At 61.1% G+C, this 16,527-nt stretch carries 12 protein-coding genes and 1 tRNA gene; 4 read left to right on the top strand and 9 right to left on the bottom strand.

Features of this window, described 5'->3' with window-relative positions:
* Positions 1-146: 146 nt before the first annotated feature.
* Positions 147-671 (top strand): hypothetical protein, encoded by a 525-nt coding sequence (locus Q9S78_RS08785; protein WP_311870018.1) that lies wholly within the window; start codon positions 147-149, stop codon positions 669-671.
* Here the strand turns inward: Q9S78_RS08785 and Q9S78_RS08780 are convergent.
* The 6 genes from Q9S78_RS08780 to Q9S78_RS08755 form a co-directional block, all read right to left on the bottom strand.
* Positions 650-1,429, bottom strand: coding sequence for a hypothetical protein (locus Q9S78_RS08780; protein ID WP_311870017.1), 780 nt, complete (start codon positions 1,427-1,429; stop codon positions 650-652). The genes Q9S78_RS08785 and Q9S78_RS08780 overlap by 22 nt on opposite strands.
* A gap of 120 nt (positions 1,430-1,549) precedes the next feature.
* Positions 1,550-4,174: a TrlF family AAA-like ATPase gene (locus tag Q9S78_RS08775; protein WP_376716540.1), complete on the bottom strand. Its 2,625-nt coding sequence runs from the start codon at positions 4,172-4,174 to the stop codon at positions 1,550-1,552.
* Entirely contained in the window at positions 4,171-7,161 is a 2,991-nt protein-coding gene (locus tag Q9S78_RS08770) for a restriction endonuclease (RefSeq protein ID WP_311870015.1), read from the bottom strand. The genes Q9S78_RS08775 and Q9S78_RS08770 overlap by 4 nt, the downstream gene beginning before the upstream one ends.
* Positions 7,161-9,092, bottom strand: coding sequence for a site-specific DNA-methyltransferase (locus Q9S78_RS08765; RefSeq protein ID WP_311870014.1), 1,932 nt, complete (start codon positions 9,090-9,092; stop codon positions 7,161-7,163). The genes Q9S78_RS08770 and Q9S78_RS08765 overlap by 1 nt, the downstream gene beginning before the upstream one ends.
* A gap of 73 nt (positions 9,093-9,165) precedes the next feature.
* Positions 9,166-12,042 (bottom strand): SNF2-related protein, encoded by a 2,877-nt coding sequence (locus Q9S78_RS08760; protein WP_311870685.1) that lies wholly within the window; start codon positions 12,040-12,042, stop codon positions 9,166-9,168.
* Positions 12,043-12,185: 143 nt separating this feature from the next.
* Positions 12,186-12,257 (bottom strand) — tRNA-Arg (locus tag Q9S78_RS08755).
* Positions 12,258-12,304: 47 nt separating this feature from the next.
* On the opposite strand from Q9S78_RS08755, the gene Q9S78_RS08750 reads away from it, so the two are divergent.
* Positions 12,305-13,120 (top strand): endo alpha-1,4 polygalactosaminidase, encoded by an 816-nt coding sequence (locus Q9S78_RS08750; protein ID WP_311870013.1) that lies wholly within the window; start codon positions 12,305-12,307, stop codon positions 13,118-13,120.
* 9 nt (positions 13,121-13,129) lie between these two features.
* Here the strand turns inward: Q9S78_RS08750 and Q9S78_RS08745 are convergent, their stop codons facing one another.
* A complete protein-coding gene (locus Q9S78_RS08745; RefSeq protein WP_311870683.1) occupies positions 13,130-13,954 on the bottom strand; it encodes a GIY-YIG nuclease family protein in 825 nt (274 codons plus the stop codon).
* A 196-nt stretch (positions 13,955-14,150) separates the two neighbouring features.
* On the bottom strand, positions 14,151-14,789 hold the full coding sequence (locus Q9S78_RS08740) for a uracil-DNA glycosylase (RefSeq protein ID WP_311870012.1): 639 nt from the start codon (positions 14,787-14,789) through the stop codon (positions 14,151-14,153).
* 54 nt (positions 14,790-14,843) lie between these two features.
* On the opposite strand from Q9S78_RS08740, the gene Q9S78_RS14315 reads away from it, so the two are divergent.
* Both Q9S78_RS14315 and Q9S78_RS08730 read left to right on the top strand, forming a co-directional pair.
* Positions 14,844-15,203 carry an endo alpha-1,4 polygalactosaminidase gene (locus Q9S78_RS14315; RefSeq protein WP_376716539.1) on the top strand — a complete coding sequence of 120 codons (360 nt, stop codon included), beginning with the start codon at positions 14,844-14,846 and terminating at the stop codon, positions 15,201-15,203.
* Between the two features lie 97 nt (positions 15,204-15,300).
* A complete protein-coding gene (locus Q9S78_RS08730; protein WP_311870011.1) occupies positions 15,301-16,272 on the top strand; it encodes a CPBP family intramembrane glutamic endopeptidase in 972 nt (323 codons plus the stop codon).
* Between the two features lie 5 nt (positions 16,273-16,277).
* On the opposite strand, the gene Q9S78_RS08725 is transcribed toward Q9S78_RS08730, so the two are convergent.
* Positions 16,278-16,514: a hypothetical protein gene (locus Q9S78_RS08725; protein WP_311870010.1), complete on the bottom strand. Its 237-nt coding sequence runs from the start codon at positions 16,512-16,514 to the stop codon at positions 16,278-16,280.
* Positions 16,515-16,527 lie beyond the last annotated feature (13 nt).

The following is a 16,527-nucleotide window of genomic DNA, read 5'->3' as shown; positions in this document are numbered from 1 at the left end:
GGCAGCCGGGCATGATGACATCCTCCCGCCAGCGCCTCCCAGCACTAACGATCCGTTGTCACCGATACGTTCCTCCCGCTCCTGCCGCTGTCACGGTTCGTTCACGCACCTATGCTGGATCGCGTAGGCGCGAAGATCGGACGGGTATGAGTGAGAGCACTGGCGACGAAGCGACCAGCGACGACCACAGCGACGAGCTCTCGCCGCGTAAGTTCGAATCTTTGAAGAAGCTCGCGTCGAAGAACTACGGCGAGTTCGCGATGCAGGTGCAGCACATGAGTGAAGACGTGCAGAAGAAGCTCATCGAGCAGCTGCCCGAGTTTCGACAGCTCGCTGGTAGCGCACTGGACTCGCTCGATAAGAGCTTCAAGGTCTTTCTGAAGTCCGCCGACGAGGGCGACCGTCAGGTTCACGATGCTTACAGAGAGCAGAGAGCGATTCTTGATCAGATGCTCAAGGAGCCTGACTTTTCGCTTGACGAGAAGCTCCGCATCAATGCCGAAATCGCTAAGACGGTCGCGGGCCAGCACCGGCTTAATGCGGAAGCAAAGGCTGCGAAAGCCGGCGCGCACGCCAAGACGATCCTCGGCGGGGTCGCCGTCATCGGCCTTATCGCAGTAGCTGTTACCGGTGGGAAGTTTGGGCTCGATCAGGGCAATTCTGATACCTGACTTGATCCACTCGCCAGCGGACGGCATTCGTGCCTACGCTCCCTCGGCTCAGCTGAAGCGAAACGTACGATATGAACTTCGCACGTTGAAGCGCCGCCCTTCTTTGCGTCGCTGGAGGTAGCCCGCGATGGTATCGACGTCCTCGGGGCGCATCCCGAGGGCGCGACACTTGGCACGTACTTGCTCAACAGTGATCGGCGCCCACGCTCCGGCCGATTCATCATGTCGGCTTTGAGTTTGACTTCTTCGTTCCATTTCAGGCCAGACGAATACCCTGCAGTCATTCCGGCGATGTGCTCGAGGATCCCGTCCACGCCGTTTGGAAGGGGCTCCGTTACAACTGCCTGAGACGTGAGTACCTCGGGCTCGATGTCGTGGTCCGCATACAACTGGATGGGTCGAGCATCTTTGATCCACTCCTCAGTTTCGTTCTCGTTCCACTCGATCACGGCGAGGGCATCGACATCTGCACCCCAGAGCTCATTGAGGTGCTTGCGATCCGGCCAGGCGAACAGCACACGTCCGGAAAGCGCACTGGTTGAAAGCCCACGCCAACTGAGGTGGAGAACGCCTGGGTGTTCGATGAGCCGGTTGAGGCTGACTCCGTTAGTTCGCTTCTGTGGCGTTACTACGACAAGAGATCCTCCCGGTTGATCGAGTAGCCATCGGGTCGCGCGCAGGTTCTGCGGTTCACGTGAGGTCTCGCCTTCGCTCAGCCGCGCAATGGCAACCGGATAGGAGTGCGGCTCGAATATCATGAACAAACACCTCTCGTCGCGTAACGCCGGTCACGATAGCGACGAGCGACGACATCGATTGCGAGCATCGCCAGACGGTGCCATCCGATGACCAGCTGCGTCGAGTTGAAGGCGAGGAGCTTAGAAGCCATAGAGATGCTGCCTCGCGTTGAACGCCGCCGGTCCGCCCTCAAGAACGTTCTCCACGTGAGATCGAATAGCTACGTCGTCTAGCGAGCCGATGCCATCAGCAGCGGCGCGGCCGTTCCGCCCGTTCCCCTCAAGAGCCACGATCAGTTCCGCGTCACCCAGAACCGGAACGTTGGCGTTGTGCGTGCTCGCGATGATCTGACGCTTGCCCTTCAGGTTGCGAAGGTTGGTCACTATCCCGTCATAGACGAATCGGTTGTCGAGGTCGTCTTCCGGCTGATCGATCACCAGGGGCGCGTTGGATGCTCCGAGCAACAGCAAGAGCAAAGCGGTTGCTCGCTGGCCTTTGGAGAGATCGTCCATCTTCTTGAACTCGCGAGTCCCTGTTCCGGCCTGGACATCCAGTTGAACCTCAACCGCCTGCCCGACGGAAAGCTCCTCGAGTTCCCGGAAGAGTGGTTCACCAGCTTCGATCAGCACTCGAGCCTGAGCACCGTTTACGGAGAACTGAGAGGCCAGTTCCGTCTCACCGCTCCGAGCCGCTTCCACGAATGCGCGGGTAGAAAAGTCGTCGCGGTCAATCGCGGCCATGATTCTGTTTCGTTGTCCAGAGATCGAGCGCTCGATGAGTGACTTGATGCTCTGGCGATCCGACGCAGGTACAGGCTTCACGATGACGACACCGCCAGTGGCGCTGTTGGCTGCCCGAACAGCCTCAGTCAACTCGCGGGCTCGATCGTTCTCATGTGCATCCAGCGTCCGAAGAAGGGTGGCTCGTTCGGACTGGAGAGTCCGGATGCTTGTTGCCAAGCCGGTTCGTCGCGACTCTTTTGCTTTGAGCGCCTCGAGTGCCTTGTTTGTGTCGAGGTATTTGTTCGGCTCAAGGCCTTCCTCTACGAGCTTCCGGAGAACCTCATCGTGCTCTTCGCGCTGTTCTCGGACGTTGCTCGTCCATTCCGTCCTTGCCGCTGCAATTTCGGACGTTGCGCCATCGATTGCGTCGCGAGCCTGCGTCGCGAGTTCGGTCAGCTTCGCAGCTAGCGAAGTGGATGCGGCCTGCGCGCGGATAAGCAGGTCGGCCTCGGGTGAATCCTCGATGCCCTCGAAGCGGGCCTCGAGCTTGGTCACGAGCTGTGGATCGGTCAGGGCGGTAAGGGAGGTCTGCGCTGCGGTCACTCGATTACTCGCCTCGGTGAAAACGGCTTCGTCATGAGTAAGGCGTGTCACCTCCGCGAGTCGCGTCGGCACGTCCGTGTCGGTGTAGTGCCGGACCTGTTCCTCAAGGCGCGGAATGTCTGCGAGCTCTTCTTCCAGGTCTGCGCGATCTCTCTCTGCGCGCGCGAGGCTATCACGGTTGGCCTCTAGCTGTGCCAGGGTGCCCAGGTGCGCCTCACTGAGGTGGCCATTACCTTGGAATCGCTGGAGCATGCTCGCCACCTTCGAGCTGTCGTTGGTCAGCTCGGCTAGTTCATGCTGACCGAAGATCTCAACGTTCTGGATGACGTCCATCGGTTGCAGATTGGTAACAGAGTCGCTTTCATCTTTGACGACCGGGAGGTTGTTCACGGATCGCTCGATCGTGAATCTGCGCAGCGTCGGAGCGGTTGTTTCGACGACCAGTCGAACGACCGTGCCTGCCTTGAGAACGCCCCTGATAATCGCTTCGTGATCCTTCTTCGCCTCCGCCCCGATTGGCGTTAGCCCGAGCACAAACCGCAAACTCTCGATAGCTGTTGACTTACCCGTCCCTCGGCCTCCGATCAGCGCCGTCAAGTCCGAAGAGAGAGGAATCGTCACGCCGTCGAGGAATCCGCCCGTCCACGAAATCTCTTTGAGTGTCGGACGGGCGTCAGATGCCGGGTCCACCAGCGATACGCGAGTCGTCGGTGTTCTGACGGCAAGCTTCAGGCTGTCCACCGCCAAGCGACTGACCTTGAACCAGCTGCTCGCGCCAACACCCGCGAACGCCGCCGGTTTAGTGACATCGTCGGAGTAGATCACTGCGAGAGGATGGGGTCGATCGTAGGGCCTTGTGCCCGCGATGATAGCTGCCTGGTCTAGGCCGTCTGGCTGGCTGGGGGTCACAGCGATAGCGTGCAGGTCAGGATGCTTGATCTTCGTGACGAGCGGCTGCCCACCACGCCCCGTGAGTAGACCACTGTTCGCGATGTTCACATGTGCCGGGATGACGAGCGCCCCCTGAGCAGTCATCTTCTCCAGGATCGTGGCGAAGGGCGCTCCGGTCGTGCCATTCGCGCAACCAGGGGAAACGCCGCACGCTCCGATTGCAGCATTGATGGTCGCAGCGTCCGTTCCCGCGTCGAAGATGACGAGAATGTGGATACCTTCGTCGGAGTTGGCCTCAAAGCCGGGCAACGCGACTATGCCGCGCCCTGCAGCGTCGGCTATGAGTCGAAGCGCTGAGTCGACCTTCCAGTGGTCGGTGATCGCAATCAATTCGATGCCCTGCGCGACGCAAGCGTCGAGCATGGCGGTGTTGTATTCCGACTCCGTGTCGAAAGTCGCTGAGGGCGCGTTCTTCCCCTCGTACATGTACGGGTTTACTTGTAGCGCCGTTCGCACCCATCGCGCCCCCGGGGCGTTCGGATCTGTCATACCTTCCAACTCCCTGGAACAGACACCTTGTAATCGCCGACCCCGATGGCTTCGAAGTGACGCTTCGCGGACCTGATCTTGGCGTTCTCAGTCGGGCGCCGCTTCACCTCGTCCTCGGTGCTCTTCGTCTCGCGAATCATGTACACGCGCTCCTCGCCGTCCTCGTGCTTCACAATGGCCCAGTCCGGGTTGTACGGGCCCACCGGGGTGTCGATCTTGAACTTGTCTGGCAGCTTCATGAAGAGCTTGATGTCTTCGCGCCCATCAAGGAGCTCGGCGAACTGGCGCTCCGGATCAGAGTCGTAGATTACGTAGTCAAAGTTCGATTTATCGGCGTTCTCGAGCTTGTACATCTGGTCGAGGAAACGCTCCTTCTCCTCCTCGCCGTCCTTGCGCAATTCGCGCAGTTCATAGACGGAACCAGCGATCCGCTCGTACTGCACGCCGTCGACGACGAGCTCTGCGAGCGTGTTGCGCAGGATGCGCTTCGCCATCGCGATGAAGTCGTTGGGGTTCGCAATGAATTCCTCGAGCCGCCCGCTCCCAACGAGGATGTCGACGATGGTCCTACGGGTGAGGGAAGTCACTTCCTGGAGTTCGCCAACAATGTCGGGGAGGTCGTAGCTGCCCTTGAGTTCCTGCTGGCGCGAGCCGAGCTCTTGGCCCTTGGCACCGCCGCGAAGCACCTTTACACCCGCGCGCGTGATCTGAATGCGCAGCGGTTCGATGTCGGGTGCGGCCTTGATGGCGTCAATCGACTTCTCGACGATCGTGTCGCGTTCGACTTTGACGCGGTAAGTCGTCCGGCGGCTGATCGTCTCCCAGAACTGTTCGAACTCAGGGTTCGCGAATAGCTGCTTGTTGAGCGTTCGCGCCTGCCGCTTGCTCTTGGGCTTTATGTACTTGCCGATATTGGCGCGTCCGACAAGCTCAATCACAAAGGGCTCTGCCCAGGCGAAGTCGACTGGCATGTTCAAGCTGAACCCGAGTGTGTTCGGCTGGAACTTCGGCTGGACGACCCCGTCCTGGTCGATGAAGCGCTGAGACAGTAGATGCTCCCAGATCGACACAGAACCGGCGTAGCCGAGGTTCTCGTCCGTGAGTGACCCGTCCGTCGCTTGCAGCGGGATCTTGGAGAACTCCGCCTTGCGTACTCGCCCGATCTCGACTCCCGCGTCCTTATATTCCTTCTGCAGTGCGTCCGCGAACTGTTTGTACGACTCGTTCGCAACGACAGTTAGCGTCGCGATGCCGCGATCCGCAACACGTTCGTAGCCGCCTTCGCGCTGCGCGACCGGCAACCGTAGGCCTCGGCCCAGCGTCTGTCGCCGTTCCGTCTCCGCACCCATCTCACGCAACGTGCAGATCTGGAACACGTTCGGGTTGTCCCAGCCTTCCCGGAGCGCCGAGTGGCTGAAGATGAAGCGCACCGACTCGTTCTCGTCGAGCAGGCGTTCCTTCTGCTGCATGATCAGTTCGTATGCGTCGTCGTCAGCCTTCGTTGCGCCAGTGGTGTCCTGGAACGTGTCGGCGGCGCCCTTCTTTCCCTTGAGCACGGAGAAGTACCCGCGTCGTAGGTCGGCCGGATCTTGGGGCAGGAGTTCCTGCCACTGCTGGGACTTCGCCCGCTCCTCTCGGAACAGCTCGTCGAACCACTGAACGAATTGGCCGTTCGCATCGACGTTGTTAGCGCCCTCGCCTAGGAAGCTCTCGACCTTGTCGATGAAGAACAGGCTGAGCACCTTGATGCCCTTGGAGCGCAGCTGCGTTTCCTTGCGCAGGTGTTCCTTGATCGTCTCGCGGATCATCTCTTTGTAGATCGCACCCGAAGCTCCGCCGATGGCCTCGCCCTGATGCAGGTAGCCGGAGTGGAGCGTCAAGTCGACGAATGAAGGCTCCAGGCTCATCTCGTTGATGCGCCATCCCTCGTAGCGAGCGTTGCCCGTCAGGCGTGGATCTGACAGTTCCTGGTTCTGCTTGACGGTGACAACTCGCCGCTCGAGCGAGCCATCTGCTTTGCGGCACGACAGCTCGAGACGCGCAACCCAGCCCTTGTCGTTTCGGACATCGACGAGCTTTATGTAGGGGGTGGCATCAGCGCCCTGCTGCTGGACGTCGGCGACGACGATCTGCTTAACCAGACCGAGGTCGTGAGCATCGACGGGGTCGAGCCGGTAGACGACGTTGCGGAGTTTCTTGTGCGTAGCGCTGTATCGGAGCGTGAACACTGGATCGAGCTCGCCGACAGCCGACTGCGACAGCAACGACTCCATGTTTTGCGGCTCGTCCATGATGACGACTGGATGCGTCGCCTTGAGGTAGTCGATCGGCCGGAGGCCATTCAGCTTGTCACGGGTCTGATGCATGACGCGCGTGTTCTTATCGCCGCGTAGGGAGGCGATCGTCATCACCATGATCTGCACGTTGGTCGATGTCGCGAATGACTGCACCTCCTCTGCGTTCTGACCGCTATAAACGGACGGATCGAAGGTGATGTTGCGCTTCTTGTAAAGGTCTTCGAAGTGAGAGCGCATGAGCCGGATACTCGTGTTGACACCCTCGCGGATCGCCACACTTGGTACGAGGATGACGAACTTCGTGAAGTTGTACCGTTCGGCGAGCTCGAAGATCGTGCGGAGATACACGTAGGTCTTGCCGGTGCCCGTCTCCATCTCGATATCAAAGTCGAGCGCACGGTCGAACAGCTTCAAGGACACCTCAAGACCATTCTTGTCCTGCACACGCTGAAGATTTGCGAGGACCGTGTTGCGGTCGAGCACCAGGCGATTGCCAACAGCGCCAACTTCCTGAGACAGGTCAAGATCGAGCGCCGCGTTGCTCGACTCGTCGATTGCAGCGACCTGCCCGCGCAATGTGGTTTCTAGCTTCTCGGCGTCCTTCGGCTGGCCGTCGAAGAGGTCGACGACAGACTCGATCGCATCGAGCTGATACTGCTGGCTTGAATCGAACTCAAATCCGCTGCTCATCACGCAGTCCAGAGCTCGATGCCCTTGCTCTTGCAGAGCTGAGCCAGGTTGGTTTTGAGCTGGTCATCGCCCTGGAACGCGTCTTCCAGGACGATCAGTCGGGAAGGGTCTTCATCAACGATCGCGCGAAGCTGTTCGAGGGTCGGCTTGACATGTTCGTCGAGGTAGGCGAGGACGATGCCATCGCCGACCGATCGGAGGTCGAGGCCCGCCACGTCGAGATCGGCGATCGATTCGGTCAGCGAATAGCCCTGCTTGAGCAAAATCTCCGAAAGAAGATCATCCGCAGATGCCTCATTAGCGCTGCTCGATTCACGCAGATCGAACAGATGCTGCTCGAGCTCATTACGGTCGATATCGCTCGAGACCCGCCACTTCGAAAAATTAGTATCTGTGAGAACGTAGGCGCGGAAACCAGTGTCCTGAAGATCGTTGACTCCGCCCAGTCGATCTGCACGACCAGCGTCGAGCAACAACGCTGCGGTTTTGATTCGAGCACGCGAGATTGCGCTGATCGTGCGATAGCCGGCAGCATAAGCGTCAGTTCCGCTGACGACCGGCTCAGGCAATTGGACAAGGATTGAGCGCCTCGTTCCACCATCCTCAGCATTAAGCGCCATCACCGCGTGCGCAGTGGTCCCAGAGCCCGCAAAGAAGTCCAAAACGATTGCATCCGGATCGTCGTAGGTGACTGCGCGAACCAGCACACGAAGGAGACTCGACGGCTTCGGATTATCGAAATAGTCGCCGCCGAGCAACTTGATAACTTCTTCAGTGCCGTCCTCGTTCGTCCCTGCGCCATATGAGTCGGGAGTAAGAAGATTGTGCATCTTCTTGACCTCTCCACCGACTTTCACATGGTTCGGACGGAACGGGATCTTTGAAATTGTGATTTCCTCGCCGGCCGCGAGAATCTCGTCTACGCGACTCTGGCTATAGCGCCATTCTCCCTCAAGAGTAAAAGCATCTTTATTGAAACCATCCTCAATGGTGAGTTCATCTAGGAGCCGAGTCACGATTTTACCTTCGCTCATGTCCTGCGGCGCCACAACACCATCGGCCATTACGAATCGAACAGATCCAGCCGGGAACGTCAATTTCCCAAGCGAATTGCCGGCGTTATTCAGCGGATACTTTTTGCCTGCCGTCGTTGTGTCTACTGAGAAGGGAAAGGTGAACCTGCGATTGCGCGTAACACAGACGACATACTCCGTCATCGAACCGACATTACTGTGCAAGAACGATGGCTTTTTCTTCTTCTGTCGAATGAACGTGGTCGAGAAATTATCCTCGCCGAAAACTTCCTTGCACAGCCGTGAAAGGTTATCGATCTCATTGTCATCGATTGAGATGAAGATAACTCCATCAGCGGTCATAAGATTACGCGCGAGCTTGAGTCGCGGGTACATCATGTTCAGCCAGTTGGAATGGTAGCGCCCTTCGGTTTCAGCGTTGGACGAGAGCTTTTTACCTTCCTCGTTCACCTGGCGAGTCCAGTCGAGATAGGTCTCGAGGCCCTCCCTGAAGTTGTCCGGGTAGACGAAGTCGTTACCGGTGTTATAGGGCGGATCGATATAAATCATCTTGATCTTGGCGTGATAGTGCTTCTGAAGGACCTTCAGGACTTCGAGGTTGTCGCCCTCGATGAACACGTTCTTCGTCGTGTCCCAGTCTTTCGAGTTCTCGATATCAGGACGAAGTGTTGCCGTGGTGGGCTCCTGAGCAGCGCGCAGCGCACGCTTCTTGCCAGGCCAGAACAGACCGAAGCGTTCGCTACCGTCGGCCGCGTCGCCATCGAGCAGTTCCTTGAGCTTCTCCACGTCCACCTTGCCATCGGCGATGGCCTCGGGAATCAGATCGGCAAGCTGCGCTGCGAGCTCGGTCTGGAAGTTTGGGGTAGTAGGCGGTGTTTCGTGAATTTCGTCGCTCATCGGGTATTTCTCTTTCTCAGTTTGACAATGTCAGGATCTTTTGTGAATGCTCGGCGCTCGCGCGCGCTGCGGGTCAAGGGACGATCCGCCAGCGGATAGCGAAGAGATGCTCCGTACTCTGCGTTCCTTGGAGCGACTGCTCGATCATGTCGAGCTTTTCGTCGATCTCCGATTGAAGCTTCTTGCGGGCATCACGGAAGTCATCGTCGGCTTCGTCGGCGCGACGCTCCCATTTGCGCGCCTCGCGCTTGAGCTTGAGTTGATCCATCGGGTCATCGGCCTGGCGCGCAGCCTTGCGTGCGTCCTTCTCCTTGGCGCGGTACTCGCGGATCTTGCCCTCGTGCTCGGCCTTGCGGTCCTGCTGATTCCTGTAAAGCAGCTCTTCTTGCTGGTCGTAGTAGCGGGAGTTCCGCCCCTGAACCTCTTTCTCCAGCTCCGAAACACGGGCGTTGAGATGAGGTTCGAGCTGGTCAGCGGCGACCGAGGCCGGCTCTGCGCCGACCTGAAGGCAAGCGAGGTCGAGAATGTCGGCGACGTACTCCTCATCGAGGTAAACGCCGTGGTCAGTCATACCGCCGGCAAGCATGTACGACTCTGAGATGTCCTCGTCGCGTGCTCGCATGGTGAAGGTGAGGAGATCGACGTTTAGCTCGCCGCTCTGTCCCTGGAGCTTCTTGACAGCGTTCGTGGCGCGGGAGGATTGGCTGATAGAGAACGTAAGCTCGCGGGGCGGAGTCTGATGCGACTTGGCGGTCTCCGCGACGTGCTGTGCGAGCGGACTGGCGTACCGATACTGATGCGCGTTCGGTAGGGGCTTCGACTTGAAGAAGTACCGGCCCGGCTTTGCATCACTCGTTGGCGCTTCATTCAGGACGAAGGTGCGGCCGTCCTCGTCAAACGAAGCAACATCGCGGAGCTCGTACTGCGTGATCGCCAGCAAAAGACGCTCGAACTTGTTGAGCACATCGCCCGACTGCTCGTCGTATGCCTTTAACCGGTCCTGTACGTGCGGGTCGAGGTTGTCGAAGACTTTCGCCTTGGCGCTTGCCATCTCCTGCGAGATCTCACCCGCAAACTGATCCTCGAGTTCCTTGAACGCGGCATCAATCTCGCCAGCAGTCCTGCAGCGGGTGAGTATGTCACTGATCCGCTTCTCGAAGTCGAGTCCGTCTTCGACGGCGCCAAGCACCTCGTCACTTGCACCGAACACGCTTGAGAACAGTTGGAATTTGTTTGTCAGCAGCTCAAGGATGCGCTGCTCGGCGAGGTTGCCTTTATTGCTGAAGTTCACGACAACGACGTTGTGCTGTTGACCGTAACGATGCACGCGCCCGATGCGCTGTTCGACGCGTTGCGGGTTCCAGGGCAGGTCGTAGTTCACAAGCATCGAGCAGAACTGCAGGTTGATACCTTCGGCTGCGGCCTCGGTGGCGATCATGATCGTGCCGTGCTCGCGGAAGTATTCAACGAGCGCCTTGCGCCGGTCGACTGCCGGGATGCCAGTGATCAGGTCGCTGTCCTGGTTGGCCTTGAGCCAGGCGTTGTAAATGGCAGTTTGCTCAGGCGCGTTGTTGGAGCCGTTGAACAGTACGACACCCTCGCCGCGGCCAGTATCAGCGAGCGTTCGTGCGATGTACTGCTGCGTCTTCGTCGAGTCGGTGAAGATGATTGCCTTCTCGGCGGCGCCCAACTCTCTGAGTCGGTCGAATCCGAGATCGAGCGCCTCGTTCAGCTTCACGGCCTTCTGGTTGGCCGTGATCGAACGAGCCAAGGCGGCATACTCACGCAGCTCGTCGACCTCAGCACGCATCAGTTTGAGCGTCTCTTCGTTGAGCCTCGCGGAGCTTGGCTGAGCCGCAGTTGCTTCGGCTTCCTCGACGATCTCCTCGTCGACTTCATCATCGGCTTCGAAGTCCGCCAGGAAGAGGCCGCCTCGGTTGTCACGGCGCATTCCAGACGCCACCTCGTCGGCGAGGCGGTTGGCGATGTTCTCAAGGGTGCTCGCGACTGCGAAGGTCGACGAACCCAGACGTTTGCGAATGATGAGCGCCGAGAGGTGCCTCTGGCTCCCGGCGAACGCGAAGAGCTCGTCGCGTTGCAGGTAGTCGTTCACGAGATCGTAAAGCCGGACCTCTTCAGGCGAAGGCGTGAACTCGACCGTCAACGGCATGCGCTGCGTGAATCGAATGTACTTGTTGGCGTCCTTGCGAAGCGTGCGCTTCGAGATCGCCGCGACACGCTCGACCAGATCGTCGTCACCAGTCAGGTCACGGTTCTTGATATACCGCTCGCGGAAGGCATCAAGGGAGTAGAAGTAGTCCGGGTCGAAGATTGAGACCAGTCCGTAGAGCTCCTCGAGCTTGTTCTGGAGAGGCGTCGCGGTGAGCAGCACGGTCTTATGCGCACTCCGAGCTACATGCGAGACAGCCTCGGCCATTTTGGCTTTGCCGTTCCAGTAGCTTCGCAAGCGGTGTGCCTCATCGGCGACGACGAGATCCCAAGATTTGAGAAGCGATGTCTCGTGACGCAGTGCGAACTCGTAAGAGCAGATCAATACCTCAGCCGAGCGCGTCTCGGACTTGGCGAGCAGCGTGTCCTTCGTCTTCGCATCGATGATCGTCGAGGGAATCAGGAACTTCTCGAAGAGTTCCTGCTTCCACTGCTGACGCAGGCTCGACGGCGCGATGATGAGGATGCGCCGCTTTCGCTCGGCCCAGTACTGCGAGATGACGATTCCCGCTTCGATCGTCTTACCGAGTCCAACCTCATCCGCCAGGATCACGCCGGGCAGGAACGGCGTCTGCAAGGCAAACAGGGCAGCATCAATCTGATGTGGTTTTGGCTCTACCTGCGCGTCGAAGAGCAATCCGGCCAACTTGCCGACGTGATCGTTCGCGTAGCTGCGCTGCAGCTCGTGCGCAAAGTACTTCGACTGGTAGTCGCTGAGCATCACGAGTCGTGCCTAAGCGAGGCTGCCAATGACTCGTCGTCGAGCATGGTGAGTCTCCTACTCGGCGACACCCCCTGCGTCGCACATAACGACACTATCGGCGATCCAGCACCTTCCCGAGCAATCCTTCGTGAGGCGAGCGGCGCCCCTGGAGGGACTCGAACCCCCAACCGTTTCCTTAGGACGGAACTGCTCTTCCATTGAGCTACAGAGGCTGGCCCGTCGAGTCTACCGATCCCCCGGCGTCCGGTAGGTTCGCGACATGACCGTTCGGCGCGCAATCCCCGTGCTCGCCGCGACCGTGCTGCTGCTCGCCGGATGCGCCGGCCAGTCACCTCCGCCGCACGACAGGCCCGCTGGACCGCAGCTGCCGCCCGCCGGAGCCCAGCTCGATTACCAGCTCGGCGGCGCGTACGACCCACCCAGCGGCGTCGACATCGTGGTGCGCGACCGGACTGCGGCATCCGTCGACGACCTCTACTCCGTCTGTTACGTCAACGGCTTCCAGACGCAGCCGGGTGAGCTCGACGCCTGGCCCGACGAGCTCCTGCTCCGCGATGACGAGGGCGAGCCGGTCATCGACCCGGACTGGCCGGACGAGGTCATCCTCGACACCCGCAAGGCGGACGAGATCGCGGAGATCGTCGGGCCGTGGATCCGCGACTGCGCGTCCGACGGGTTCGACGCCGTCGAGTTCGACAATCTCGACACCTACACCCGCACCGACGGCGCGCTGCGCCGCGACGACGCGCTCGGCCTCGCGACCATGCTCGTCGACACCGCGCACGACGTCGGACTCGCAGCCGGGCAGAAGAACGCCGCCGAGGATGCTTCGCTCCTCCACTTGCGCGCCGGCTTCGACTTCGCCGTCGTCGAGGAGTGCGCGGCCTACGAGGAGTGCTCCGCCTACACCGAGGTCTACGGCGATCACGTCCTCGCCATCGAGTACACCGACAACCTCCCCCGCCCGTGGGACGAGGTGTGCGCCGACCCGGAGACACCGGCATCCGTCGTTCTGCGGGATCGGGATCTCGTCACGCCGGATGATCCGGGGTACGTGTTCGAGACGTGCGGCTGAGCGCCGAGGCTACTCGTCCGCGAACTCCGACCGACCGATGTACAGCGTCGTCAGCTTCAGCGCCTTAGCAACGGTGTCGAGGAAGTCCTCGTTCGTGAGGAACCATTCCTTCCCGACCTCACTGCGATTGAGGCCACGACGCCGCGGATTGCCATGCCCCGCGGTGTCGAGAAGCTGATGGAACATTCGCTCCGTGTGACCGAGCTCCGGCGTCTCGACGGAGTAGACGCGGAGGAGCGCGAGCGGCTCCGGCATGTGGGCTCGGGCTCCACTCGAGTGTTGCTTGATACGAGCGCTGACATCCTCGGCCCGCCCGACCTTGATGAGCGTGTTGCCCCGGGCCTGGTCGACGGGGCTCTCGAGGTACCACCCGTATGAGAACGCGTAGATCCCGGGAACCCCTCGAAGCCGCTCCAAAGTCGAGAGAGCGTCGCGTTCTTGCTGCTCGTTATCTTCAACCTCCTGGACGGTGGGCTCAGCGTCCGACTCGGCTGCCTCGACGGCTGATCGATGCGCCAAGAGAAGCTGCATGGCGTCGCGAGAGAGCACGTCACGCCCAGCCTTGACCAGAGAGTTCAGCGAACTGAGTGTCGCCTTTCGAAGCGTGGACCCACCTGGCACCTTTCCATGAAGCGCGGCGTTCGCGTACGTCCGATAGGAGTACACAAAACCAACGGTTGCGACATTGAGCTGCTGAGCGATCTCATCAGGCGCAAAGCCCTGCTCGTCTAGCCGGAACACCTCGCCGAGCCGTCCGTCGTTGTCTCGAATGAGGTTCGCAATCTCTTCCGTCGGACTCGGCGTCGACATTGCTTCGGCAGGTTCGTAGGGCATATCTGTCACAAGGCGAGGTTACGTCGTAGCTCTCATGGGGGACGGCCTACCCTCCGAACCGGTCACCCCGGCGGCTACAAACGTCACTGCACCCACGACAAGGAACCTGTCGCTGTCGAGCTCTCACCATTGCTCGCCCTCATCGACGGTTCTCGGAGAGCCAACCATTCCCGCCAGCAGCTACTCTGCGCGCAACTCAGCGCCTCGAGAGCGTCCCTGCGACGGCCCTCAGGTCTGCGACGAGAGCGTCGCGTTTCCCGGGCTGCGCCATCGACTGCGGTCCGGGATGCCAAGTGTCGACGACGCTCACCGGTAACCGACCCGACGGGTCGACGAACTTTCGCCATCCGCGCTGCGCGAATCGTCCCGATAGAACCACGACCTCCAACACCGGAAGTAACTGCATCAGCTCGCGCAGTGCAGCCGACCCTTCAGCGAGCTCGGCCGCGTTCGGCTTGACGGACGCGGGGCCGAGGTACCAGGGGACGATGTTCCAGGCGAGAAAATGATCGTGGAGCGCAGCAGCATCCCGCGCCAACCAGAGATTGGCGGCCGTCGCATCGTTGTTGTCGACCGAGATGAAGCCCGAACCGGGACGAACATTGCCACTGAGAGCGTTGGCCATTGGCCCCGGGGCCTCGAGAACGAAGAGCACGCGGGCATCGACGCCCGCCTCCGCGGGATCGAAGCGAGGAACGACGCGGCCGTCGGCGCGCTGCTCCAGATCCGACGCCCACTCGCGTAGGGGCTGGACACTCGGGATCGTCGTGAGCATCTCGAGACGCTCGTCGAGGATTTTCGCGGACCGAAGGCCTTTCGGTGCGGGGAGGAACATCGCCTCAGGCTAGTAGGCGCTCCCTCAGTCCCAGGCCCCCATGAGACCTCAAGGGTGCAGATCGACTCCTCGGGCCGCGCGCGAACCTCTCCCCCGACGCCCTCATCCGCGCGGCGCTCGACCCCATGGACGCCGACGGACCTGACGCGCTCTCGCTTCCTCCGCTCGCGCGCCGGGTTCGACTTCGCCGTCGTCGAGGAATGCGCGGCCTACGAAGAGTGCTTCGCCTACACCGAGGTCTACGGCGATCACGTCCTCGCGATTGAGTACACCGACAACCTCCCCCGCCCGTGGGATGAGGTCTGCGCTGACCCAGAGACGCCGGCATCCGTCGTTCTGCGGGATCGGATCTCGTCACGCCGGACGATCCGGGGTACGTGTTCGAGACCTGCGAGTAGCGCGACCTCTCGTTAGGTTTGAACGGAGAGAGCGAGGTCGTCGGACTTCCTGGCGCCGCTCGCCCATCGACCACACCGGCGGAAGCACCTCGCCACCAGGAGGCCACCCCACCATGACCACGGACCCCGCACCCGCGGCATCCACTCCCCTCACTCCGGAAACGCGCGGAACCACCACCGTCCCGTGGATCGCCGTCATCGCGTTCACGTTCATCGCGTGCGGGCTCGCGTGGCTCGTCACGCTCCCCCTCTGGCTGGGCGACGGCCTCGCCACCCCGGTCGCACCGTTGCTCCTGCCGGTGATGATGTTCACGCCGGCCCTCGCCGCGCTCATCATCACCCTGTTCCTGCGCCGCACCGCCGGACGGCGCGCTTGGCGCATGCTCGCCGTCGTCCCGATCAAGCCGCTCGGCCGCTTCTTCGGCCTGCTTGGCATCGGCCTCGCCATCGCCGTGCTCGTGCCGGTGCTCGCCACGTTCATCGCCGCCGCGACCGGAGCGTTGCAGCTCGACCTCGTGAACTTCTCGGGCTTCGCCGCAGCTCTTCAGGCGCAGCTCGACGCTGCCGGAACGCCGGACCTTCCGATCCCCGTCGCCACGCTCGTCATCACCCAGCTCGCCTTCATCCCGGTCGGCGCGGTGATCAACTCGTTCCTCGCGTTCGGCGAAGAGCTCGGCTGGCGCGGCTGGCTGCTCTCCGCCCTCCGCCCCCTCGGCACCTGGCCGGCCCTGCTCATCAGCGGCGCCATCTGGGGCCTCTGGCATGCGCCGATCATCCTGCTCGGCTACAACTTCGCCGAGCCCAACCTGTTCGGGCTCGCCCTCATGGTGATGGGATGCCTCAGCTTCGGCATCCTGCTCGGCTGGCTGCGCCTGCGGTCCGGCAACGTGTGGCCCGCTGTCCTCGGCCACGGTGCGTTCAACGCCGCCGCCGGGTTCGCGTTCCTCGTGTCTACGCCCGATCTGCAGCCGCTCGCCGCGTCACCGCTCAGCTGGCCGGGCTGGCTCGCGTGCGCCGCGGTCATTCTCCTGCTGCTGGCGCTCGGCCAGTTCAAGAAGTCCCGACTGCCGCAGACCGGCGCCTGACGCGCTCAGGCGTCGGGCGACGATCCCGACGGCGGCTCGTCGCTCTCGCGCTTCTTCCCCCAGCCGGTTTCGCGCCGCAATTGCACGAACCCGGCGGAGATGAGCACCAGCGCCACGACGATGAACAGCACCCGCACCCAGGCATTCAGGCCCGGGAACAGCAGGTTCGGCAGGGTGCCGGCGAAGGTCGCGCCGATGAAGTACCAGACCGCGACCGGAGTCTCGTTCTTCGGTTCAGCCATCGCGTGCTCCTTC

Source organism: Microbacterium aquilitoris, assembly GCF_031932285.1.
In the GTDB taxonomy this organism is placed as follows: domain Bacteria; phylum Actinomycetota; class Actinomycetes; order Actinomycetales; family Microbacteriaceae; genus Microbacterium; species Microbacterium aquilitoris.
Note: the sequence above shows the minus strand (reverse complement) of the source record. Positions and strands in the feature narration are given on the sequence as shown.